Annotated in this window: 20 protein-coding genes; 3 read left to right on the forward strand and 17 right to left on the reverse strand. The window is 65.1% G+C overall.

Annotation, left to right across the window (positions count from 1 at the left end; all coding sequences use genetic code 11):
* Positions 1 to 3 precede the first annotated feature (3 nt).
* Positions 4 to 186 (reverse strand): Arc family DNA-binding protein, encoded by a 183-nt coding sequence (locus GEU84_RS00565; protein ID WP_152823563.1) that lies wholly within the window; start codon positions 184 to 186, stop codon positions 4 to 6.
* A gap of 60 nt (positions 187 to 246) precedes the next feature.
* On the opposite strand from GEU84_RS00565, the gene GEU84_RS00570 reads away from it, so the two are divergent.
* Complete coding sequence (locus GEU84_RS00570; protein WP_152823564.1) at positions 247 to 570, forward strand: Arc family DNA-binding protein; 324 nt, start codon at positions 247 to 249, stop codon at positions 568 to 570.
* A gap of 262 nt (positions 571 to 832) precedes the next feature.
* Here the strand turns inward: GEU84_RS00570 and GEU84_RS00575 are convergent, their stop codons facing one another.
* From GEU84_RS00575 to GEU84_RS00610, 8 genes are all read right to left on the reverse strand, one after another.
* Positions 833 to 1,924, reverse strand: a complete 1,092-nt coding sequence (locus GEU84_RS00575; RefSeq protein ID WP_152823565.1) for a phage portal protein — start codon at positions 1,922 to 1,924, stop codon at positions 833 to 835.
* Positions 1,924 to 2,490: an HK97 family phage prohead protease gene (locus GEU84_RS00580; RefSeq protein ID WP_152823566.1), complete on the reverse strand. Its 567-nt coding sequence runs from the start codon at positions 2,488 to 2,490 to the stop codon at positions 1,924 to 1,926. Before GEU84_RS00580 ends, GEU84_RS00575 begins: the two co-directional genes overlap by 1 nt.
* Positions 2,490 to 3,761, reverse strand: coding sequence for a phage major capsid protein (locus GEU84_RS00585; protein ID WP_152823567.1), 1,272 nt, complete (start codon positions 3,759 to 3,761; stop codon positions 2,490 to 2,492). The genes GEU84_RS00580 and GEU84_RS00585 overlap by 1 nt, the downstream gene beginning before the upstream one ends.
* Positions 3,754 to 4,095 carry an HNH endonuclease gene (locus GEU84_RS00590; protein WP_152823568.1) on the reverse strand — a complete coding sequence of 114 codons (342 nt, stop codon included), beginning with the start codon at positions 4,093 to 4,095 and terminating at the stop codon, positions 3,754 to 3,756. The genes GEU84_RS00585 and GEU84_RS00590 overlap by 8 nt, the downstream gene beginning before the upstream one ends.
* Positions 4,092 to 5,603: a terminase large subunit domain-containing protein gene (locus GEU84_RS00595; RefSeq protein WP_152823569.1), complete on the reverse strand. Its 1,512-nt coding sequence runs from the start codon at positions 5,601 to 5,603 to the stop codon at positions 4,092 to 4,094. Before GEU84_RS00595 ends, GEU84_RS00590 begins: the two co-directional genes overlap by 4 nt.
* Positions 5,604 to 5,697: 94 nt before the next feature.
* Positions 5,698 to 6,246: a head-tail connector protein gene (locus GEU84_RS00600; protein WP_174539243.1), complete on the reverse strand. Its 549-nt coding sequence runs from the start codon at positions 6,244 to 6,246 to the stop codon at positions 5,698 to 5,700.
* 436 nt (positions 6,247 to 6,682) lie between these two features.
* Positions 6,683 to 6,922: a hypothetical protein gene (locus tag GEU84_RS00605; RefSeq protein WP_152823571.1), complete on the reverse strand. Its 240-nt coding sequence runs from the start codon at positions 6,920 to 6,922 to the stop codon at positions 6,683 to 6,685.
* Complete coding sequence (locus GEU84_RS00610) at positions 6,919 to 7,377, reverse strand: hypothetical protein (RefSeq protein ID WP_152823572.1); 459 nt, start codon at positions 7,375 to 7,377, stop codon at positions 6,919 to 6,921. The genes GEU84_RS00605 and GEU84_RS00610 overlap by 4 nt, the downstream gene beginning before the upstream one ends.
* A 351-nt stretch (positions 7,378 to 7,728) precedes the next feature.
* Between GEU84_RS00610 and GEU84_RS00615 the strand changes: the two genes are divergently transcribed.
* A complete protein-coding gene (locus GEU84_RS00615; RefSeq protein WP_152823573.1) occupies positions 7,729 to 9,213 on the forward strand; it encodes a calcium-binding protein in 1,485 nt (494 codons plus the stop codon).
* Positions 9,214 to 9,381: 168 nt separating this feature from the next.
* Here the strand turns inward: GEU84_RS00615 and GEU84_RS00620 are convergent, their stop codons facing one another.
* The 6 genes from GEU84_RS00620 to GEU84_RS00645 form a co-directional block, all read right to left on the reverse strand.
* Positions 9,382 to 10,281, reverse strand: a complete 900-nt coding sequence (locus GEU84_RS00620) for an NAD(P)-dependent oxidoreductase (protein ID WP_152823574.1) — start codon at positions 10,279 to 10,281, stop codon at positions 9,382 to 9,384.
* On the reverse strand, positions 10,281 to 11,720 hold the full coding sequence (locus tag GEU84_RS00625; RefSeq protein WP_152823575.1) for an aldehyde dehydrogenase family protein: 1,440 nt from the start codon (positions 11,718 to 11,720) through the stop codon (positions 10,281 to 10,283). Before GEU84_RS00625 ends, GEU84_RS00620 begins: the two co-directional genes overlap by 1 nt.
* 42 nt (positions 11,721 to 11,762) lie before the next feature.
* Positions 11,763 to 12,992 (reverse strand): aromatic ring-hydroxylating oxygenase subunit alpha, encoded by a 1,230-nt coding sequence (locus GEU84_RS00630; protein WP_152823576.1) that lies wholly within the window; start codon positions 12,990 to 12,992, stop codon positions 11,763 to 11,765.
* A 134-nt stretch (positions 12,993 to 13,126) separates the two neighbouring features.
* The gene (locus GEU84_RS00635; protein ID WP_152823577.1) at positions 13,127 to 13,945 is read right to left on the reverse strand and encodes an isocitrate lyase/PEP mutase family protein; all 819 of its coding nucleotides are present in this window, start codon (positions 13,943 to 13,945) and stop codon (positions 13,127 to 13,129) included.
* Positions 13,942 to 16,380, reverse strand: a complete 2,439-nt coding sequence (locus GEU84_RS00640) for a GcvT family protein (RefSeq protein ID WP_152824066.1) — start codon at positions 16,378 to 16,380, stop codon at positions 13,942 to 13,944. The genes GEU84_RS00635 and GEU84_RS00640 overlap by 4 nt, the downstream gene beginning before the upstream one ends.
* A 72-nt stretch (positions 16,381 to 16,452) precedes the next feature.
* Entirely contained in the window at positions 16,453 to 18,894 is a 2,442-nt protein-coding gene (locus GEU84_RS00645; RefSeq protein ID WP_152823578.1) for a GcvT family protein, read from the reverse strand.
* Between the two features lie 100 nt (positions 18,895 to 18,994).
* On the opposite strand from GEU84_RS00645, the gene GEU84_RS00650 reads away from it, so the two are divergent.
* Complete coding sequence (locus GEU84_RS00650; RefSeq protein WP_152823579.1) at positions 18,995 to 19,840, forward strand: LysR family transcriptional regulator; 846 nt, start codon at positions 18,995 to 18,997, stop codon at positions 19,838 to 19,840.
* 81 nt (positions 19,841 to 19,921) lie between these two features.
* Here GEU84_RS00650 and GEU84_RS00655 read toward each other — a convergent pair whose 3' ends face one another.
* Positions 19,922 to 20,584, reverse strand: coding sequence for an SDR family NAD(P)-dependent oxidoreductase (locus GEU84_RS00655; RefSeq protein WP_152823580.1), 663 nt, complete (start codon positions 20,582 to 20,584; stop codon positions 19,922 to 19,924).
* Positions 20,585 to 20,671: 87 nt separating this feature from the next.
* Positions 20,672 to 22,138 carry an amidophosphoribosyltransferase gene (gene purF, locus GEU84_RS00660; RefSeq protein WP_152823581.1) on the reverse strand — a complete coding sequence of 489 codons (1,467 nt, stop codon included), beginning with the start codon at positions 22,136 to 22,138 and terminating at the stop codon, positions 20,672 to 20,674.
* Positions 22,139 to 22,175 lie beyond the last annotated feature (37 nt).

Below are 22,175 nucleotides of genomic sequence, written 5' to 3' on the forward strand. Positions count from 1 at the left end.
GGGTCAGGTGGTCGGTTGCAGGTCGGTGCGGTCCATCGCGGCCCGGATTGCCCGGATCACTTCGCTGTTCTGGGAAGCGCCGTTCTTTTCAGCCTCGGCCTTAAGCCATGCTTTCAGGTCGGGCGGCAGGCGCAGTTGCAGGGGCTTTCGTTCGGTCATGATTGCCTCATGCTGGCAAGTTGCCATGTAACGTATGGCAGGTTGCCAGTATTGCGTCAACGTCTTTTGTAATGGCAAGTAGCCAGCATGAGTGACGCGCCTTCACAGTCTCAGGATAAGTTCATCGTTCGTTTGCCGGAGGGCATGCGGAAGCGGATCAAGGATGCGGCAGATGTAAGCGGTCGCAGCATGAACGCGGAAATCGTTCATACGCTTGAAAAAGCCTATCCACCGCCACCTAGCGACCATGCAACGGTTGCAAGGGTTATTGGTGGATTCAAGGCGATGCCTCGAAGAGTGCAGACAACGATCCTAGTTGAGGCTTTGGAAGCCTATCAACTCGAGCATGGCGAGAGCTTTGACAAGCACCTCGAAAGTCGCACACCTTACCCCGGTTCCCGAGACGACTGATAAGGGGTAAATACCGGCAATTGCGAGAATGTTTGTTCGCAGGCCAACAAAGTAAGCCGGGAAGCATCGCCCCCCGGCCCCTTGGCTGCCTATCCTGGCTGCCGGTGATCGGCCCCGGTGAAAGTCCGTGCCGATCTGCGCCACGCCCTCGAAAGGAGGCGGGAAGGCCGCGCCGTGACGGGGTTTTCGGCATGTCCTGCCGGGCACTCACCGTCTGATCCCAGATGCTTCGCGGAGACGAAACCGCAGGGCGCATCCCGCCCTATGCCAAATTATCCCCGCCGCCGAAGTTCACCGACAGCAGCGCCGATTCCATCTGTGCCGGTGACAGGCCCAGTTCCTTCGCCCGGCCCATGGCCTCGATGATCTGCGCCAGCGCCCTTGCCCGCCCGCCCGCATCAAAGGCTTGCAGCGGTCGGCCCACGTCGATCATCACAGCCGCGCCCAGCTTGGCAGATGCTTCCTCGGCCAGCAGTTCGGCCATGGGTTGCAGTATCCAGCCCGCAAGGTGGCGCTGTGCTTCGCGCACCATCGGCCCCGTGGTGGCGGCATTCATCAGCCCAGGCAGAACACCGAACACGCCGCAGATCGCATCCCGCGCCGCGCCAAGCGTTTCCGCCGTCATGCTGCGCGACAGGTCGGGGCTGATCTGATCCGGCTTCTGGCCCAGCTGCGGATTCATCCCCGCCGCCGTGGCTTGCGCCACGCCCTCGACCACCAGCGTTGAGCCGCGACGGCCCCGGAACGTGCCACGCATCGTTGCCATGTCATCCGCCGTGCCTTCCGGCAGGGGCAGGATCAGCGAACCAAGCGGGGCATCCCGATACACGTCGCGCAGCGCCGATTCCACCTCATGCAAAAGGCTCGCGGTCAGGCTGGCGCGCCGCAGCGGTGCCGTGCCGGTCCAGGGGGCCACCACATCGCCCCCGATGCGAAGGTGCAGCACTTCCGCCGCCAGCACGGTTTCGGTGCGGCCCCCGCCCGCTTCGGACACTGACAGGCGATAGGCGCGCGGGATGCCGTTGCGGGTGGACAAGTCCCAATCCGCACAGGGCACAAGGCCCTGATCCGTGATCAGCATCACACATTCGCCACGCAGAGCCGCAGCACGCGCCAGAAGCGCCATGCTGCGCCGGTCCAGCAGATCGGTGCCCTGCACATCGGCAAGGGCAAAGGCCCCTTCCCAGAGGCTCACACAGGTCTGCACCGTGGCAGTCAGTTCCCCGATGCCCGACATACCGCTGATGTAGCTTTCCCGCGCCGCCATGATCTGCGCCGTGTAGCCGCTGCCAGAGGATCGGGTTTCGTTCAATGGGGTGCGGTCGCCCTTACCCCGTTTCAACCATCCGAACATCAAAGCCTCCACCGATTTAGGGGGTGCAACTTGGTATGGCTGCCCCCACCAGGTTGCCAGTTGCGCGCCTCGATCTGCGCCGCTGGATAGGCCGGTTTTGTGACCACGCTGATTTCCACCAGGTCGGCAGAGCGAACAACGCGCATCAGCCCTTCGCCGTCACGCTTCACCAGATCGCCGCCCGCAGGCACCCGGAACCCCGGCGACACGCCCTTGACCAGCCCTGCCGCCAGCGTGCCCAGAAAGTCGGCCACATAGGACACGGCCCGCAGTTCGGGCGACAGGTCCGCCTCAAAGGTCAGCGCCTCGGCATCATCTGTCAGGATCAGGCTGCCCGCCGCGCGGCTGGCAAGCGGCTTGTCAAAGTCATGCCCGACCAGCAAGTGAATGTCGCCACCATCGGCCACAGAGGCACCGAAGGCCCGCGCCTCGAATACTTCCCGCCTGCGGTCGGGGCCACCCTGCAACAGAGTGGCCACGCCGTAGGGGAAGCGGCCCCGCAGCCGGGTTGCCCCGTCCGCAGAGCGACGGAGTTCAAGCCCGCCGTTGGAACCGCCCCAGAGCATCACGCAGCCGCCAATTCCAGCCCGGTCAGGACTTCCAGTTGCGCGCCGCGTGCCACGGTCACGTCTGCCGTGGTCAGCGCCGTGAGCCGCAGCCCGCCAGACTGTGCGTCGGTGTAGGGGTCGCGGATCATGTCCAAGGCCCCCCAGATGCCGACAAAGATCGGCGCGACACCGCCCGCCGCCGTGGTCAGCAGCGCCGACACCGCAGACGGGGAACCAGCCGGTGCCGCCAGCGCGTTCGTTGTCATGGCGATGTTGCCAGCCGGGATGATTTTCAACAGGCGGTCCCATTCCGACAGATCGGGCAGAGCCGATGCCACGCCGTCCATATAGTTCCATGCCTCGGGGCGAACCATCAGACGCACGGCACCCGGCCCGCTTGCAGCGTTCGCCACAAGGAACCGCGTGACAGCCGCCCGGAACACCGCCGCGTCAATCTCGGCATCAACTGCCGTTGCCGTGATGCCATAGGTTGCAACGCCGGGGATGACGCCCAGCGGCTGACCATCGGCCCCGGTGCCCCGGAAAATGGCCTTGTCGAGTTCGGCTTGCATCGTGCCGGCCATGTCGCGCCGGATCGCCTGTTCCAGCGCATCCCCGCTTTGCAGCATCGCCTTGCGGCTGATCCGCATGTGAATGCCCAGGTTGTGTTCCGGTTTCAGCGCCTTGTCGGTCGTGGCGTAAACGGTCGGCCCTGCCACGTTGCCCAATTCGGTTGCGGCCCATCCTGCCGTGACGGCCGAGGTCGTCACCGGCCATTCAATCGCACCGCTGCCGATGCTGATCAGTTGCGCGCCCATCTGTGCCGCGACAGAGCCGGGAAACAGGCGGTCAATCGTCGGGCGAGTCTGGATCGGGTCAGGGGTTGCGCCCGCGATGGTTTCACCCGCGCGACGTTCCAGCGCCATCAGGGGCACAGGGATGCCCTTGTATCCGCCGCTGTTGCGCAGTTCCTGCACCACCTCGGCAGTCTTGCCCGACAGCGCGCGGCCCTCGTTCAATGCGCCTATGATCTGGCGCACCTCAAACGCCGCCACCAGATCGGACCATTGTTTGCCCGAACGGGTTTCCAGTTCGGCCCCGGCGTCCCGGCGTTCGGTATCCTCGCAGATCAGCGCAGCCCGGTAGCGGGTTTCATTCTGGCGAAACTCAAGGTCCATGGCCTCGATGTTGCGCACTTCATCTTCGGTCGGCTTTTCCTTGCCCACCAGTCCCGCAAGGGCTTGGCGGATTTCCGACTGGCGCCGGGTGATCTTCACAGAGTCAAGCATCGTTGATTTCCTTCTGCATGATGCCTCGATCATCGCGGCCCGTGAGTTCGGACACCGCGTCCCGCCATGCTTGGCGGTCTTGGGAAAGGGGCTTGTGCCCGATTTCCAATCTCGTTTTTTTCGTGTGGCAGACGCGGCAAAGCGTCTGGCAATTTGCGGGGTTGAAAGACAGGTCAGGCCGCGCCCGCACCGGCTTTATGTGATCCACCTCAAGACGCCGCAGCGCCCCGCACTGGACGCAGGCCCAGCCGTCCCGCTCAAGCACGGCATGGCGCACCGCCTGCCAGCGTTTGGTAGACGTGATGCGCTTGGAGTGGCGGAAATGATCCTTCATGCCCACATCATCCTTGCCTTGCGCTTCGGCCTTGCCTGCATCCGCGCGCCCTCGGCCACGGCCAGCACCGATGCCGCCACCGCGTCGATCCGGCCTTTGCTGCGCGCTTTCGCCAGCTTCAGGTTATTCGCCGGGTCTTTCAGGCAGACCGCATCCGCGAAGGCAGACCGCAGCAACAGCGACGGCCTTGCCTTCACCAGCCCGTCAAAGGCAGCGCGTCGGAAGCGTTCCACATCTTCGGAACCGTCGCGCCAGCCCATGCCGCGCCAGATCACAGGACAGGACACGCCCGCCCGGTCCATCGCCTCGGCCAGCTCGGCCTGCTTGTAGCGGTCGGCCACCAGCGCCGCGATGTTTTCGCCCTCGGCCAAGCGCATCACCTCGGCCAGCCATGGGGCCACCGGCACGGTCTTGTCGCCCAAGGTGGAAAGCTCGCCCCGCTCGTTCATCTCGACATAGCGGCCCGACACACCATCCGCCGCGCCCCGGTCGGCCAGTGTCGGGTTGCCGGGGAAGGTGCCGAGGCATTCCAGCCGCCCGGTTTCCGGCCAGTAGAACGCCGCCGCCGTCATGCTGGCAGAGCCGCCGAGGTCAATCCCGATCACGCAAGGCCCGTCGCGATCCGGCAAAGACGAGGCTTCGCAGGCCATCCACTCATCAACCGTCAGCAGAAGATCCCGGCTTTCGCCGCTGATCCGTTCGTTGCGGTTGTAGAGCCGGAAGGCAGTCAGCGCAGAACCGCCCTGCGCCGCCGCCCGCCGCGCCTGCGATTCCAGCCAGTCGATGCCCGCGCCGATGCCATGCACCGCGCCGGGGTTCGCCAGCATCAGGCTTTCGCGGTCATCCACCGGCAGGCCCGGTGCGGGGCGATGTTCCTGCACATAGACGCCGGGTTGCGCGTCATCAATCCAGCGGCTGAAAGGGTGCGTGTCATCCGCCGCCGAGGTGCTGATGATCAGCGCCCGGCCATTGCGCTTGCCCAGACCGGACAGAAGCGCCGCTTCCAGATCGTTGCCCTTGTCCATCGCCCAATGGCCGCGCTCGTCCATCAGCACCAGCGTCGGGGCAGAGCCAAGCGCAGACTTGCCATCCGCCGCGATGGCCCGCAGCACATGCCCGCCGCCGTCGCCGGTAAACTCGATTTCCAGCCGGGGCGAACGCCGGAAGATCAGTTGCGCCTGAATGTCATCGGGCAGGCTTGCACAGAACCCCGCCACGAAACGCCAGGCGATTTGCGCCTGATCACGGGTCCGCGCCGCAACGAGGATCTCGCGCTTCGGCTGCCGGTCCCATTCGCCCAGCAACGCGCCCAGCCCGATGCCCGCCGCCAGCGCAGTTTTCGCCCCGCCGCGCCCGATCGACAGCACCGCCACGTTGACATCATCGGCCAGCGCGCCCTTGACGAATTGCCGCTGAAAGGGTGCCAGCTTCACCGGCTGCCCCGCGTTCGGCCCCTCGGGGATACGCAGACTTTGCAGGAATTGCATGGCCTTGGTCGCGGGTTTCATGCCTTCCCCCCGTCGCAACGCGAAAATGAAAAAGGACACACGCCGGTCCTGTGCACGAACGGAAGTTGCCCCATTGGGACCATATCCAGCGCGGTCATAGCCGCACCCTGCGATACCGGGCGATGACGCGCGCCGTGTGCGCAGACAGAGCCGGTCCTTTGTCGCTGATGCCGCCGCGCTGGTCATACAACCGCGCCGCCTGTTCACAGATCGCCAGCCCAAGATCACGCGGCACGCTGTCCGCATCCTCGCCATAGCCAGCAGGATAGGTGATGCGCAGCCGCCCGCCCGGTGTCGTGGTGAAGTGCAGGCGGGGGTAGCGCCCGCCCTCAAGCCAGAAGCCCGAGGCAACAGCCGTGGCGCTGCCGTCCAGTTCGATCACGGCCACAGTGGCCACCGCGCCCGATGCCACAGGCCCGACAGGCAGATCAATGATCGAGCCGGGGCAATCCCCGGTCGTGTGTGTGATCGTGGTGGCCAGCAGAGCCAGCCCGGTCATTGCCTCCACATCAGCCGCAGCGGAACGGATCATGTCGGCAATGGCCGTGTCGTCATCGCTGAACGTGATGCGCGTGTGTTCCTTGGCCTCGGCCAGGGTGATCGGCAGGTTGTCGTTCAGCGGTGTGCGTTCCGTGGTGGTCATTGTTTTGCCTTTCATTTCCAGCTTAACATAGGTCAGCAATACTTACCTAGTTCGTTCACGTTCAACCGGCCCCCGCTCCTTCCCCCCGCTACACAGGGGAAGGCCCTTCGCTTCCTGATCCGTATCCGCGCGATGCCTTTTGTCGGTGGCCAGCCGCTTCCCCCTGTGCCTCTCACACAGCCCGCCCTTGGCAGCTTTGCCTTGGTGCGGTCCCCGGTCTGTCACGCTGCCTGCTTGCAGCTTCACCAGCCGGTGGGTTTCGTCGTCGCGTTTCTGCACAGGTCCAGAAGGAGCCGACACTGTGCGGGGTGGGGTAGTCCCCGGATCATCGCTTGCGCTTGGTGGCCGGTGCGCAGGCAAACCGTGGCGACCATCTTTGCGGGGTTGTGCTGCGAGTGGCGAACGGTCGGGCGAAACCATGCGCAGCCCCCTTTGGTCACTCGATAACAGTCAGGTCTTCATCGCCCGATGCACGCGCCTCGAACATGTCGGACACCATCCGGCGCATCAGCGCCTCTTGCTTGGCGGTCGGATTCCAGCGCCGCCGCCGCGCCTGCTGAACGATGCTCTTGGCGAAGTCGCGCGCCCATGCCGTGCCAGCCACGCGGGCAGCGGTCGGCATGTGGAACACCAGTTCTTCAATGCTGTGCGGGCGCAGGTTCAGGTCGTGCATCATGCCACGGCCCCCCGCTGCACATGGGCGAGGAACGCAACCCGCACCTTCGGGCGCATCGCCTCGAAACAGGCCAGCGCATAGGCTTTCAGTTCGGGCGGGGTGGCGAAGGATGCCCACCAGCGCGCATCATCCATGGCAGACAGAAACACCGGCAGCGGCGAACCCATGGCCAGATCGGCCAGCGCCGCATCCATGATTTCGCGGGCATCGCGCGGATCACATTCGGCAATCGCATGGCACAGCGCAGTTGCCGCATCGGCCCGGTTGCGGTAGTGTTCCGTCTTGAAGCTGATCGCTTTATTGTCCTGAATGCCCCCGGTTGCGCCCGCCAGCGCACCGGGGTTTTCGTTTGCAGGGTTCAGGGCCGATGCAAAATCGGCATAGCCCACTTTCTCGGTGCGTTCACGATCCGTCCGTGTGCCGCCAGTGTGCGCAACGTCTTGAAACAGCGCCACATCGTCACAACTCAAAATCCTCCGCCGCGAGGCATGTCGGTTCGAGTCCGACCTCGGGCACCACCTATCAAGAATACATTATATTCGTCAACAGGTTAACCTGTGGCGTTTCCACTTGCGCCCCTTTCCGCGTTCTGCGCTCCCGGTGAAATGACGGCGGCGCGGCGGTCCATTTCGCGCTTTTGGGTGCGGCAAAGCGGCCGGGGCAGCACCGGGCGGCGATGCGCGGGCGGGGCTACGGTCGTGCCCCTGCTGTCAGCGGTGTCGTTCCGGTGTCTTGAGCCAGCCGATTCAGGATGAAATCTTTTGCACAGGTGCTAACCTTCGCCCATTCTTTCATGGGAGGTTGATATGGCCCGCAATCCGGTTCCTGGCAGCAGCGGCCCTGATCTGCTTGACGGCACCCTGCGCAGCGACCGCATCACGGGACTGGAGGGCGATGACACGATCTTCGCCGATGCCGGTCACGACGTGGCTTTTGGCGACCAGGGCCTTGATCTGATCTTTGGCGGGGCGGGCTTTGACACGCTCTATGGCGGAGACGATGATGACACGCTGAGTGGCGATGACGGCGATGACCTGCTGCATGGCGGCGCGGGGTTTGACGTGCTTGAAGGCGGTTCTGGCAATGATACGGTTTACGGTGCCGCGGGCGATGATGTGTTCTTCGGGGGCGAGGGCGAAGACTGGTATTATGGTGGCGACGGCAGTGATTTCATCCTTACCGGCGATTTTGGCTATGGCGGGGTAAACCATGCTTTCGGCGGCGATGGCGACGACTTCATCGCCATTTCCGTCGGTGGCGAAGGCGGGGCACATGGCGGCGCTGGCGTCGATGTGCTGTTGATAAACTGGTATGACAATTTCAACGGCGGCGGCGATATCGAGATCCGCTTGACAGGGCCGGATGCCGGCGCAACGGGCGATGGCCTGACGCTGGACATCAGCGGCATGGAAATACTGGTGGCCTTTACCTACACCGGCAACGATACCGTCATCGGCGGCCAGTATGGCGATGACATCAGCGTGCAACTGGGCGCGAATACCGTTCTTGCCATGGAAGGCGATGATCGCGTCACCTATGCCACCGGTGCGGTCAATCTGCTGGATGGCGGCGACGGTGACGATCTGCTGGTGCTGAGCCATGCACCCTCGACGGCGCTGGTGTTCACGGTCAGCGGGTCGCAGGCGGATGACGGTCACGGCTCGACCATACGCAATTTCGAGCATTATGCCGTTCAGGGCTATTTCGCCGCAGACGTGATCCAGCTGGGCAGCGGCGATGACTTTGCCCTGGGCAATGGCGGGAATGACAGCCTGTCGGGGTTCGACGGCGATGATTACCTCAACGGCGGGACGCAGGATGACGTGCTCGATGGCGGCGGCGGGGCGGATACATTGCTGGGCGACCGGGGCAACGACACGCTGTTTGGCGGTGACGGCGCCGATATCCTGCGGGGCGGCAAGGGCCGTGACGATCTTTTTGGCGGCGCGGGGGCCGACCAGTTCCGCATGGCGATCCCGCTTTTCGAGGCCGGATCACTGGCCGAAACGGATATCATCCACGATTTCGAGCTTGGCCTTGACCGGGTGACGGTCAACAATGCGGTGGTGGGGACGGCATTCGCCTCTGGCGCGCTGGACGCGGCGCTGTTCCATTTTGACGGGCCGGTCGGGACGGCGGCGCAGTTCTATCTGGAAGAACTGGCCTCGGGTGACGTTTTTCGGCTGATCCTGGACATGAACGGCACGGATGCCGACGGCGCGGCCGTGCTCGCCGATTTGCAGGGGGCGCATATCGCGGGCATGACGGCGGCTGACATCTTCATTCTCTGAGCATCGCAGGAAATCTCAAAGCCCCGCAGAAAAACCGTGCCGGTCACCCGGCGCGGTTTTAGGTCTTGCCCGTTCCGGCGCGGGCTGCGGCGATGCCCCGTGCCGGATCAGCCGCCGGCCAACCCCATGGCAATGCCGTTGCGGGGGGGGGGCCGTGGGATCGCGGGCCTATTCCAGCCGTGCTGGAAAGCCATCCGCCCGCAGATCGGTGCCCAGCACATCCTCCAGCAGTTTCACGATCTGCGTCGATTGCGCCGCGCCGCCATAGGCCGCCTTGCCCTTCACGAATGTCTGCTCCACCATCCCGGCCAGATCCAGCGGCACGCCGAATTCGCGGCCAAAGCCCATCGCAAAGCCCAGATCCTTGAGCGCCAGATCCATGGAAAACGCGATGTCATAGCTGCCGTTCAGGATCAGCTGCCCCTCGGTCTCATGCACGAAACTGCTGCCCGACGATGCCGCAATCGCCTGCCACGCGGTCGCAAGGTCCAGCCCCCCGCGTTTGGCCAGCATCAAGGCCTCGCCATCGGCCACCAGATGAATGAAGGCCAGCATGTTGGTGATCACCTTGATCACCGCAGCCGAGCCCAGCGGCCCCATGTGAAAGATGCGGTCGCCGATGGCTTGCAGGGCGGGCAGGTGCAGGTCGTAAAGGTCGCGGTCGCCCCCGGCCAGCACGGTGATCTTGCCTTGGGCCGCCAGATGCACGCCGCCTGTCACCGGGGCCTCCATCAGCCGCACGCCATGGCCTGCCGCCACAGCCCCCAGCCGCAGGATGTCATCGCGCCCGAGGGTGGAGTTTTCGATCCAATGCGCGCCCTCGCGCAGCGCGGGCAGCACCTGCGCCAGAACCGCATCTGACACGGCGGGCGAGGGCAGGCAGGTGAACACATGGTCCACCATCCCGGCCAAAGCTGCCGGGCTGTCGGCCCAGCCCGCGCCCATATCCACATGCCGCGCGCCAAGGGCGGGGTTCAGGTCATGCACCGTCACCCGGAAACCCGCGCGGATCAGGCTGGCGGCCAGATGGCCGCCCAGGTTGCCCAGACCGATATAGCCGTAATGCATCATGCCTCACCGTAGCCCACGATACCCTTGACCTCGCAGAAATCCGCGATGCCCCAGTCGGCATATTCACGCCCGTTGCCCGATTGCTTGTAACCGCCGAAAGGCGCGAACGTATCCCAGTCGGGGTAGTTCAGGTTGACGGTGCCCGCACGCAGCCGCCGCGCCACGGCCCGCGCCTCGGGCAGCGGCCCTTGAACATAGGCGGCAAGGCCATAGACGGTGTCATTGGCCATCGCCACCGCCTCGTCCACCGTGTCATAGGGCAGGATCGCTAGCACCGGGCCAAAGATTTCTTCGCGCGAAATGGTCATGTCGGGCGTCACATTGCCGAACACCGTGGGGCGCACGTAATAGCCGCGATTGAGGCCGGTTGGCAGGCCGGTGCCGCCGGTCACAAGGGTTGCACCCTCATCAATGCCTTTCTGGATCAGGCCCTGGATCTTGTCGAACTGGATGCGGCTGATCACCGGGCCCAGCGTGGTGTCGGGGCTGCGCGGATCGCCCGTCACCATCGCCTCGGCGGTTTCACGGGCGATCTCCAGTGCCGTGTCATGGCTGACGCGCGGCACGAACATACGGGTGGGCGCATCGCAGGATTGGCCGGTGTTGCCGAAACAACCCTCGACGCCGCCCGCCACCGCCGCCGCCAGATCGGCAGAGGGCAGGATGATATTGGCCGATTTGCCGCCCAGTTCCTGCGCCACACGCTTCACCGTGGGGGCCGCCGCCGCAGCCACCGCCGTGCCGGCACGGGTCGATCCGGTAAAGCTGACCATATCCACCTCGGGGTGGGCGGACATGCGCGCGCCGACCACCGGGCCGGTGCCGTTCACCAGATTGAACACGCCCGCAGGCACGCCCGCCGCATCGCAGACCTCGGCGAACAGCGCGCCCGACAAGGGTGCAATTTCCGACGGCTTCAACACCATGGTGCAACCGGCGATCAGGGCAGGGGCCACCTTGCAGGCGATCTGGTTCATCGGCCAGTTCCACGGCGTGATCAGCGCGGCCACGCCGATGCCCTCATGCACGATGCGGCTGTTGCCGCGCTGGTGTTCCCATTTGAAATCCTTGGCCGCCTGAATGGTGCTTTCGATATGCACCTGCCCGGCCCAGGCCTGCGCCGACCGCGCCCAGGCCAGCGGCGCACCCATCTCAAGGCTCATCGCCTGGGCGAATTCCTCATACCGTTCGTTGTAAATGTCCAGAATCCGCTGCACCAGCGCGATCCGGTCGGCCACCGGCCAGACGGTATAGGCATCAAACGCCGCCCGCGCGGCCATGATGGCGGCGTCGGCATCGGCCTCGGTCCCCAGCGCCAGCTTGGCGATGATTTCCTCGGTTGCGGGGTTTTCCACGCCCATCGACGTGGCACCGGGCAGCGGATCCACCCATGCGCCGTTGATGTAGAACTGCCCCAGATGCGCTGAAATGGCCATCACATTCTCCCTTTGGTCCCGCAGCAGCGGTTTGACGCAGCCTCAGGGCCGCGCGATTTCTTCAAGATACCAGCCGATGTAGCGTAACTCGTTCTGCTCCATCGGGGCAATCGGGCCGGGCACAAAGTATTTGGACCGCACGCCGCGCGCCGTATGCTCGATGATGGTCTTGTCTTCGGCGGTGGTGACGGACCAGAGCCATGTCAGCCGGGCCAGATCATAGTCGCGGCCTTCGGCGGCGCTGCCGTTGACCAGCCAGATCAACTCCATCTCGCAACTGTCCACCCCCGTGGGGACAAAGCGGTAGATCATCCCGTGGTCGGCATAGCATACCAGAAAACTGGTGCCGCCCAGATGCACCGATGTGACGCCGCCATCGAAATCGGTGAACCTGCCCATGAGCGGGGCCACCGGCCTGCCATCTTCTGACCCCGACTGCACCCCGTCATAAAGCGCATAGCGAAAGGCGTGGATCGCCTCGCGCCCGGCTTGGCTGGTTTGCCACAGGTCATCCTGGCCCACATCTATGCCAAGTGCCGTTGTGCGCTGCTCCATCGCCGCGTTCAGCGCCGCGATGCGGTCCAGCGGTTGTTCCAGCGCATGTGTCTGGGAATATTCAGGGTGGGCTGGCCCGCAATGATAGCATTCGACATAGTTTTCCACCGCGAGCTTCCAGTTGGCATCCACCGGATAGGTCTGGCGGTGGGCCACCCTGGCATCGGCCCAGCCATATTGCCCGCAGGTCGCCTGCAACAGCCGCTCCACCTCGGCAAAATCCAGCGGGTCATCGGCAAACGAGATGAACACCAGCCCGGCAGCCACCCGCACATGCAACTTGCGCAGGCCGTGATCCTCGCGCCGGAAATCCTTGGGCATCAGCCGCGCCGCCTTCAGCCGCCCGTCATTGCCATAGGTCCAGGCGTGATAGGGGCAGACAAAGGCCTTGGCATTGCCCTTCGCTTCGGTGCAGACCTCGGCCCCCCGGTGGCGGCAGATGTTCAGCAGCGCATGCACCACGCCATCCGTGTCGCGCGTCAGGATCACCTGTTCGGTGGCCATGCGGAACAACTCAAAGTCATTCGGGTTCGGGATGATCGATTCATGCCCGATGCAATGCCAGTGGCGGCGGAACACCCGGTCCAGATCACGTTCATAGATCGCGGGGTCATGGTAGAATTCACGCGACAGGCCGATGCCCGGCACCTGCGCCGCCACCAGCCGGTCGATGTAGTCGCCGGCATCCGGCGGGGTGATGTGATCCACAGCGCGCATAGCCGCCCTCCCGTGCAAGGCCCGGCCCCGTGGCCCGGCCTGAGTTGTTGTCGGGCGCGCAGATCATTCCGCACGCTCCGGATTTTCGCCCCCCGATCGGGCGCAAGTCGGGCAGGCCCATGGCCCGCCCGGTCTCATACCCCCACGGCGCCCCGCCGCAGGAGGCTGTCGATCTCATCCCCCGGGGCGGCGGCCTGCAGGGTGGCGAAAGATCCCTCGCCCAATATCCCCGCCATGCAATCGCGGATCGCCGCATGCGTGACCCGCGCCACCTGCGAGCCCAGCGAGATGCGCCGCACCCCCATCGCCGCCAGTTCCGCCACCGTCAGCGCCTTCAGCGGCCCCGCCGCCAGCGCATTCACCGGGGCAGTCACAGCGGCCAGCACCTGCGCCAGCCCCGCACGGTCGGGCGGCACCGGCAGATACAAAAGGTCGGCCCCCGCCGCCTGAAACGCCTGCAAGCGCCGTATCCCCTCGGCCAGATCATAGACCCCGTTCATCACCCCGTCGGCCCGCGCGCACAGCACGAAGGGCCGCCGCAGCGCCCGCGCCGCCGCCACCGCCGCGCGGATACGCTCCACCGCTGCTGCAAAGTCATGCGACCCGCCCGACATCACCGTATCCTCGATGGAACAGCCCGACAGCCCCACCTCGCCCGCCAGCCGCACGGTTTCGGCCACGCCATCCGGATCCGCCGCAAAGCCATCCTCGAAATCACCCGAGACGGGCAGGGCGGTCGCCCCCAGCAGCATCTGGGCATGGGCCAGCGCCTCGTCGCGGCTGACGCCCCCCATATCGGCCCGCCCCAGGGTAAAGGCATGCGCCGCAGAACTGGTGGCCAGCGCCACCGCGCCCGCCGCCGCCATCATCCGCGCCGACCCCGCATCCCAGGGGTTCGGGATCACGAAACACCCCGAAGCATGCAGGTCGGCGAACCGTTGGTGCCGCGTCATGCGCGCGTCCTTTCCGCCTTTGGGTCATACATGGGCGCCAGCGAGGCGATGGCCTTGTGCCGCCGCCCGGCAATCTCGATCTCATAATTCGAGGCCAGCACCTCCGCCGCCGTCTGGCCCGCGCAAGGCACATAGCCAAGCCCCACCGAGCCCCCCAGAAAATGCCCGTAATTGCCCGAGGTGACGGTGCCCACGATCACGCCATCCCGCACCACGCCCTCGTTGTGGAACATCATCGGCTCGGGGTCTTCCAGCCGGAACTGCACCAGACGCCGCGCCAGCCCCGCCTCCTGCTTTTTCAGCACCGCATCGCGCCCGATGAATTCGCCCTTGGCCGGTTTCACCGCAAAGCCAAGCCCCGCCTCCAGCACATGATCCTCATCGGTGATGTCATGGCCGAAATGGCGGAACCCCTTCTCAATCCGGCACGAATCCAGCGTGTGCAGCCCGCACAGCTTTACCTCGGGCGCGGCCTCCATGATCGCCTCGAACACATGCGCTGCCTGATCGGTGGAGACATACAATTCCCACCCCAGCTCGCCCACATAGGTCACGCGATGCGCACGGGCCAACCCCATGCCGATCTCGATTTCCCTTGCCGTGCCAAAGGGATGCGCTGCATTGCCAAAGTCATTGGGCGACACGCGGCCTAGCACGTCCCGCGCCTGCGGCCCCATCAGGCACAGCACCGCCTCGGCGGCCGTCACATCGGTGATGACGGCAAAATCCTCGGCCACGTGCCGCCGCAACCACGCCAGATCGCGCTGCAAGGTCGCCCCCGGCACCACCAGCAAAAACGCGGTTTCCGACAGCCGCGTCACCGTCAGATCGCTTTCGATCCCGCCGCGGGCGTTCAGCATCTGGGTATAGACGATCCGCCCCTTGGCCACATCCACATCATTCGCGCACAGCCGTTGCAGGAAGGCGCAGGCATCGCGCCCCTCGACCCGGATCTTGCCAAAGGATGTCATGTCGAACAGGCCAACCGCCTGCCGCACCGCCATATGCTCGGCCTTCTGGTTGCCGAACCAGTTCTGCCGCCCCCAGCCATAGCGGTATGCGCGTTCCTGGCCTTGATCGGCAAACCAGTTCGCCCGCTCCCACCCGGCCACCTCGCCAAACACCGCACCCCGCGCGGCCAGCGCCTCGTGCAGCGGGCTGCGCCGCACCCCGCGCGCGGTTTCGACCTGCCGGTAGGGGTAGTGGTCGGCGTAAAGCAGCCCCAGCGTTTCCGTCACCCGCTCCTTCAGATAGCGGCGGTTCTTCTGGAAGGGCTGGGCGCGGCGGATATCCACCTCCCACAGATCGAAGGGCGGCTCTCCGGTTGTCATCCATTGCGCCAGCGCCATGCCCGCCCCGCCCGACGACACGATGCCGACCGAATTATACCCTGCCGCAATCCAATACCCCTGCAATTCCGGCGCGGGGCCCAGATAATAGCGGTCATCGGGGGTAAAGCTTTCCGGCCCGTTGAAGAATGTGTGCACCCCGGCGGTCTGGAACAGCGGCATCCGGTGCATCGCCGCTTCAAGGATCGGCTGGAAATGATCGAAATCCTCGGGCAGAGAATCGAAACAGAAATCCTCGGGTATCCCGCCCATGCCCCAGGGCTTCGCCTTGGGTTCGAACGCGCCCAGCATCATCTTGCCCGCATCGGATTTGTAATAGGCGCATTCATCCGGCACCCGCAGCACGGGCAGATGGCCCAAGCCCGCAATCGGTTCTGTCACCAGATAGAAGTGTTCCGCCGCATGCAGGGGCAGCGTCACACCCGAGGCCGCCGCCAGATCGCGCCCCCACATGCCGCCGCAATTCACCACATGGTCGCAGGCGGTGAAACCCGGCTCGCCCCCGGCCTCCCATTCCACCCCGGTCACGCTGGCCCCGTCATCGCGCACGCGTGTCACCTTCACGCCTTCGATGATCCGCGCGCCCGCCATCCGCGCGCCCTTGGCCAGCGCCATGGCGATGTTGGCCGGGTCGCATTGCCCGTCCAGCGGCAGATGCACCGCCCCCACCACATCCTCCACGTTGAGATGCGGATACATCGCCTTGACCTGCGCAGAGGAAATCTCCTCCACCGCAACATCCAGCGCGCGCGCCAGCGTCGCCTGCCGCAACAACTCCTCATGCCGCGCCGCCGTCAGCGCCACGGAAATGCTGCCCACCTGCCGCATCCCGGTTTCCACCCCGGTTTCCGCCGCCAGCCGCACATACAGATCGGCAGAATATTTCGCCAGCCGCGTCATGTTCAGCGATCCGCGCAACTGCCCGATCAGCCCCGCCGCATGCCATGTGGTGCCGCAGGTCAGCTGCTTGCGCTCCAGCAGCACAACATCGCTCCAACCCGCTTTGGCCAGATGATAGGCCACCGAACAGCCCGAAATGCCGCCCCCGATGATCACCACCCGCGCTGTTTTCGGCACATCAATCATCACGTCCGCCCATGTTCTTGCTGGCCCAAATATCCCCGCCGGAGGCGCAGGTCAGCCAATCGCGATCCCGCCTCATGCCCTGATCCGCGCATTGTCACGGTCCCACACGCCGCCATCTTCCTGCACCACCGCCGCATGCCGCTGGCCGAAAATCTCCACCTCCAGCCCGGCACCGGCCACCGCCGCATCGGCGCGCAGCGTGGCAAGCGCCACGCAGGCGCCGACCCGGTGGCCAAAAGCCCCGCTTGTGACCTCGCCCACCACCGTATCGCCCTGCCAGACGGTTGACATATAGGGCGGATCGCACTCGCCCGCCTGCACCAGCAGCGTGACAAAGCGTTTCGTCACCCCGGCCTGCTTTTCCGCCAGCAATGCCGCGCGGCCGCGGAAATCGGCTTTGGACCAATCGACGAACCGCTCCAGCCCGCCCTGCAACACGGTGTAATCGGTGGAAAGATCACCCTTCCACGCGCGGTAGCCCTTTTCGATGCGCAGGGCATCCAGCGCGAACATGCCGAAGGGCCGCAACCCATGCGCCGCCCCCGCCGCCATCACCGCATCCCAGACCGCCGGCGTATCTGCCACATGGCTGTGAATCTCCCATCCCAGTTCACCCGCGAAACTGACCCGCATCAGCACCACCGCCGCCCCGGCAATCGTCGCGCGCTGCCAGGTCAACCATGGCCGCGACAGATCGGCATCGCACAGCCCGGCCAGCACGGCGCGCGAGGCGGGCCCGGTCAGGATCTGGCACGACCACAGGTCGGTTTCGTCGGTCAGGGTCAGCCCGTCCTCCATGTGGCGCATGAGCCAGTCGCGGTCATGCGCCTGCGCCGTGGCGGCGGTGATCAGCATCACTGTATCATCTGCCACCCGTGCCACCGACATTTCGGTGATGATGCGCCCCTTGTCATCGGCGAAATAGCCCAGCCCCAGCCGCCCCACGGGTGGCACCTTGCCGGTGATCTGCCGCGCCAGCCAATCCGCCACGCCCGCGCCGGTGATGCGGAACCGCGAAAACCCCGGCAAATCGAGGATGCCCGCCGCATCGCGCACCGCCTCGCATTCCGCCTTCACAGAGCCGAACCACGGGCCTTCCCGGTCCCATGTGCGCTGCGCCTGCTCCGAAACATCATCGCCGGGCCGGGCATACCACAGCGCCCGCTCCCACCCGTTATAGGCGCCGAACTGCGCGCCCATCGCCGCCGTGCGGTCATGCACCGCGCTCAGCTTCTTGCCGCGCCCGGCGGGCCAGGCATGTTTGGGGAAATGGATGGCGTATTCGTGGCCATAAACCTCCATCCCCTTGGCGATGCAGTAGTCCTGATCCTCGAACCCGGTAAAGCGGCGCGGGTCGCAAGACCACATGTCCCATTCCGTTGCCCCCTCCGTCACCCATTCGGCCAGCACCTTGCCCGCACCGCCCGCCTGGCAGATGCCAAAGGTGAACACGCAAGCCTCGAACGCATTGGGCACCCCCGGCATCGGCCCGATCAGCGGGTTGCCGTCGGGGGTATAGGGGATGGGGCCGTTGATCACCTTGGTCAGGTTGGCCTTTTCCAGCAGCGGCACCCGCGCCATGGCGTCGGATATATACCATTCCAGCCGTTCCAGATCGTCGGGGAAAAGCTGGAACGAAAAATCCTCGGGGAAGGGATCATCCGGCGTGATCCAGTGCGCCTTGCAGTTGCGCTCATAGGGGCCAAGGTTGAAGCCCTGCTTTTCCTGCCTGAGATAATAGGACGAATCCACATCGCGCAGCAGCGGCAACTTGTGGCCCGATTGCGCCTGCCATGCCGCCAGTTCGGGAATCGTGTCGAAAAGCATGTATTGATGGCTCATCACCATCATCGGCACCTCGCGGCCGAACCAGCGGCCAACCTCGCGCGCGTAATAGCCCGCGGCATTCACCACATATTCGCAGCGAATCTCGCCCTTGGGGGTGGAAATCACCCATTCCGCACCTTCGCGCCGCACGCCGGTGGCGGGGCAGAACCGCTCGATCCGCGCACCAAGGCTGCGCGCGCCCTTGGCCAGGGCCTGCGTCAGCTGCGCGGGGTCAATGTCGCCATCATAGGGATCATACAGCGCGCCGGTCAGGTCATGGGTTTCAAGGAACGGATATTTCGCGGCAATCTCGCCGGGGGCCAGCGTCTCAAGATCCATGCCCTGATAGCGCCCCATCCCCACAACGCGCTGGAATTCCTGCATCCGCTCGCGGCTGTGCGCCAGCCGGACGGAACCCGTCACATGATAATTCATCGGGTAATCCACCGCATCGCCCAGACCGCGATACAACTCGGCCGAATAGCGCTGCATGTTCATGATCGACCAGCTTGACGAAAACGTGGGCACATTGCCCGCCGCATGCCAGGTGCTGCCCGCCGTCAGCTCGTTCTTTTCCAGCAACACGCAATCTGTCCAGCCGGCGCGTGCCAGATGGTAAAGGCATGATGCCCCCACCGCCCCGCCACCGATGATCACCACTCGCGCTGTCGTCGGAAAACCGGCCATGAACCACCCCTTGATTTGCCCGCAGTATCCGCGCGCCACGCGGCAGTTTCAATTCGTGAAAGAGTGGTCTATTGATCGGAAAATCCGATCAGGGGCGCCAATGCAGACCGATCTTCTGGAAACCTTTCTCGACCTGGTGGACAGCCGCAGCTTCAGCCGCAGCGCGGAACGTCTGGGCGTCACGCAATCCACCGTATCGGCCCGCGTCGTGGCGCTGGAAACGGCGCTTGGCACCCGGCTGTTCGACCGTTCGCGCGCGGGCACGGCGCTGACCGCAGAAGGTGTGAAATTCGAATCCCACGCCCGTGCCCTGCGGCATGGCTGGGCCGAGGCGCGGCGCGCGGTGCAGCCGGGGGCGGGGCAAAGCCTGCGCATCGGCATCCAGACCGATCTGGCGGCGGCGCGCATCGGCGATTGGGTGGCCGGGTTCCGCGCCCGCCTGCCCGGTGTCGCCTTCTACATCGAGCCGGATTATTCCAACCAGATGTGCGAGGATCTGCTGCGCGGCAGCCTTGATTTTGCGGTGATGTTCAGCCCCCGCGCGCAGGCCGACCTGCATTTCACCACGCTGGGCGAGGTGCGCTACCGCATGGTCAGTTCCGATACCGACCGGCGGGCGGGGTTGCTGGCTGAGCGTTGCATCCGCGCCGCCTATTCCCCGGCGTTCGAGGACCAGCACCGCCAGTTGCTGCCCGAATTGCAGCAGGCCCCACTGGCCGCCGGGCAGAATGCGGCGGTGGCGGGGTTGCTGGCCAGCCTGGGCGGTGCCGGTTTCGTGCTGGAAGAGACGGCGGCGGCGCTGATCGCGGGGCAGGGGTTTCGCGCCGTGGCGGATGTGCCCGTGATCACCCAGCCGGTCTATGCCGCGCTGCACCTGCGGCACCGCACCTCGCCGCTGCACCGGCGGCTGTTGCGCAGCGTGCAGCGGCATTTCGCGCCGCGCTGAGCCGGGCCAAATTTTTTGGAGAAAAAATTTCTCAAAAGTTTTTTCAAAAACTTTTGCTGCGACGCTGCGACGCCGCGGCACTCAGCCGATTGCGCTGATGATCCGCGCCGCCTCGGCCCGCGGGTCGGCCAGCCCGCTGCGGTCTTCACCCGGAAAGAACCGTGCGCGGGTGGCGGTGGGCATTGGCGCCGGGGTGGCGATCACCACGCGCGGGCCGGTCTTTGCGGTTTCGGCAGCCCAGCTTTGCGCCAGCGCGATCTGCGCCGATTTGGTCGCGCCATATGCGGCAAAGAATTTCGCCCCGCCGCGCGGATCGTCCAGAAACAGCGCCGTGCCACTGGGCGAGGCGCGCAGCAAGGGTTCAATCAGAGGTATCAGGTTGCCCGTGGCGCGCAGGTTGATGGCCAGCGATTTTTCCCAATCCTTGCCGTCCAGATGCGCGGCAGGGGCCATGGGCGCGGCATGCACCGCCGCATGCACCCACAGATCCAGCCGCCCCCAGCGGTCATGCAGCGACCGGCAGAGGTGCTGCATGGCGTCAGGATTGGTGATGTCCATCGGGGCCAGCGTCAGCGCGCCGCCTCCCGGCTGGCGTTTGGCCTTCACCCGGTCATCCAGTTCTTCCAGCCCGCCAACGGTGCGGGCCAGCGCCACCACATGCCAGCCGCGCGCGGCCAGTTCCTCGGCCATGGCGGCACCTAGGCCACGGGATGCGCCGGTGACAAGGGCGATGCGCTGGTTCATGCTGGGGCCTTTCAGTGCAGCCGGGGCGCGGGCTGCCGCTGTCGAGGCCTCCGGCGGGGATATTCAAGGACAGAAAATGCCGAGGCGCTATTGCGCAGCCTTCAGCATTTCGAAGCCCTGTTCGATCTTGTCAGACGGGGCGACGGGATACTGGCCCGAGAAACAGGCGTCGCAATATTGCGGGGATGCGTTGTCGCGTCCCTGCGCCTCGCCCGCCGCGCGGTAGAGCCCGTCAAGCGTGATGAAGCGCAGCGAATTGACGCCGATCCAGTCGCGCATCTCGTCTTCCGACATGTTTGCAGCCAGCAATTTGCTGCGCTCGGGCGTGTCAACGCCGTAGAAGCACGGCCAGGCGGTGGGGGGCGAGGCGATGCGGAAATGGACCTCGGCGGCCCCGGCCTCAAGGATCATGTCCTTGATCTTGCGGCTGGTGGTGCCGCGCACCACCGAGTCGTCCACCAGGATCACCCGCTTGCCCTTGATCAGCGCGCGGTTCACGTTCAGCTTCAGCCGCACGCCCATGTTGCGGATGGACTCGGTCGGTTCGATGAAGGTGCGGCCCATGTATTGATTGCGGATGATGCCCATCGCATAGGGGATACCGCTTTCCTGGCTGTAGCCGATGGCGGCAGGGGTGCCAGAATCGGGCACCGGGCAGACAAGATCAGCCTCGACCGGGGCCTCGCGCGCCAGTTCCACGCCGATCTGGCGGCGGGTTTCATAGACGGAACGGCCGCCGAGGATAGAATCGGGGCGGCTGAAATACACATGTTCAAAGATGCAGAACCGCGATTTGGCAGGGGCGAAGGGCCGGGTGGATGTGACCTTGCCATCCTCGATCACCACCATTTCGCCAGGTTCGATCTCGCGGATGAACTCGGCCCCGATGATGTCGAGCCCGCAGGTTTCCGAACTCAGAGCCCAGGCGGTGTCGGAGATCCGGCCCAGCACAAGCGGGCGCACGCCCAAAGGGTCGCGCACGCCGATCAGTTTGGTGCGCGTCATGGCCACCACGGAAAACGCGCCTTCGACCCGGCGCAGCGCATCCTTGATGCGTTCAGAGATGTTCTTCTGGATCGACCGCGCCATCAGATGGATGATGCATTCGCTGTCGGATGATGATTGAAAGATCGATCCGCGTTCGATCAGCTCACGCCGCAGCGCGGCAGCATTGGTGAGGTTGCCGTTATGGGCAATCGCCGCACCGCCCATCGAAAACTCGCCAAAGAACGGCTGCACGTCGCGGATCGCGGTGGCCCCTTTGGACCCGGCGGTGGAATAGCGCACATGGCCGATGGCCAGCGGCCCGGGCAGGGTTTCCATCACATCGGCATTGGTGAAATTGTCGCGCACATAGCCGAAGCGCCGGGCCGAGTTGAAGCCATGTTCCGGGTGGTGGCTGACGATGCCGCCCGCCTCTTGCCCGCGGTGTTGCAGGGCGTGCAGGCCAAGGGCCACGAAGTTTGCCGCATCCGTCACGCCGATCACGCCGAAGATGCCGCATTCCTCTTTCAGCTTATCGTCGTCGAAAGGATGGCTCAGGAATGGGCGCATGTGCGGGGCTCCGAATCCGAGGGGCTGGGTCGCCCCT

Source organism: Fertoeibacter niger, from assembly GCF_009380135.2.
Lineage (GTDB): Bacteria > Pseudomonadota > Alphaproteobacteria > Rhodobacterales > Rhodobacteraceae > Fertoeibacter > Fertoeibacter niger.

What these genes read in the sequence shown, in the direction of transcription:
- GEU84_RS00655 (WP_152823580.1), bottom strand. Translation starts at nt 20,584, where the DNA reads ATGAACCAGCGCATCGCCCTTGTCACCGGCGCATCCCGTGGCCTAGGT.
- GEU84_RS00615 (WP_152823573.1), top strand. Translation starts at nt 7,729, where the DNA reads ATGGCCCGCAATCCGGTTCCTGGCAGCAGCGGCCCTGATCTGCTTGAC.
- GEU84_RS00580 (WP_152823566.1), bottom strand. Translation starts at nt 2,490, where the DNA reads ATGCTCTGGGGCGGTTCCAACGGCGGGCTTGAACTCCGTCGCTCTGCG.
- purF (WP_152823581.1), bottom strand. Translation starts at nt 22,138, where the DNA reads ATGCGCCCATTCCTGAGCCATCCTTTCGACGACGATAAGCTGAAAGAG.
- GEU84_RS00620 (WP_152823574.1), bottom strand. Translation starts at nt 10,281, where the DNA reads ATGCATTACGGCTATATCGGTCTGGGCAACCTGGGCGGCCATCTGGCC.
- GEU84_RS00605 (WP_152823571.1), bottom strand. Translation starts at nt 6,922, where the DNA reads ATGATGCACGACCTGAACCTGCGCCCGCACAGCATTGAAGAACTGGTG.
- GEU84_RS00575 (WP_152823565.1), bottom strand. Translation starts at nt 1,924, where the DNA reads ATGTTCGGATGGTTGAAACGGGGTAAGGGCGACCGCACCCCATTGAAC.
- GEU84_RS00635 (WP_152823577.1), bottom strand. Translation starts at nt 13,945, where the DNA reads ATGACGCGGCACCAACGGTTCGCCGACCTGCATGCTTCGGGGTGTTTC.
- GEU84_RS00585 (WP_152823567.1), bottom strand. Translation starts at nt 3,761, where the DNA reads ATGCTTGACTCTGTGAAGATCACCCGGCGCCAGTCGGAAATCCGCCAA.
- GEU84_RS00645 (WP_152823578.1), bottom strand. Translation starts at nt 18,894, where the DNA reads ATGGCCGGTTTTCCGACGACAGCGCGAGTGGTGATCATCGGTGGCGGG.
- GEU84_RS00625 (WP_152823575.1), bottom strand. Translation starts at nt 11,720, where the DNA reads ATGGCCATTTCAGCGCATCTGGGGCAGTTCTACATCAACGGCGCATGG.
- GEU84_RS00570 (WP_152823564.1), top strand. Translation starts at nt 247, where the DNA reads ATGAGTGACGCGCCTTCACAGTCTCAGGATAAGTTCATCGTTCGTTTG.
- GEU84_RS00590 (WP_152823568.1), bottom strand. Translation starts at nt 4,095, where the DNA reads ATGAAGGATCATTTCCGCCACTCCAAGCGCATCACGTCTACCAAACGC.
- GEU84_RS00650 (WP_152823579.1), top strand. Translation starts at nt 18,995, where the DNA reads ATGCAGACCGATCTTCTGGAAACCTTTCTCGACCTGGTGGACAGCCGC.
- GEU84_RS00595 (WP_152823569.1), bottom strand. Translation starts at nt 5,603, where the DNA reads ATGAAACCCGCGACCAAGGCCATGCAATTCCTGCAAAGTCTGCGTATC.
- GEU84_RS00630 (WP_152823576.1), bottom strand. Translation starts at nt 12,992, where the DNA reads ATGCGCGCTGTGGATCACATCACCCCGCCGGATGCCGGCGACTACATC.
- GEU84_RS00600 (WP_174539243.1), bottom strand. Translation starts at nt 6,246, where the DNA reads ATGACCACCACGGAACGCACACCGCTGAACGACAACCTGCCGATCACC.
- GEU84_RS00565 (WP_152823563.1), bottom strand. Translation starts at nt 186, where the DNA reads ATGGCAACTTGCCAGCATGAGGCAATCATGACCGAACGAAAGCCCCTG.
- GEU84_RS00640 (WP_152824066.1), bottom strand. Translation starts at nt 16,380, where the DNA reads ATGATTGATGTGCCGAAAACAGCGCGGGTGGTGATCATCGGGGGCGGC.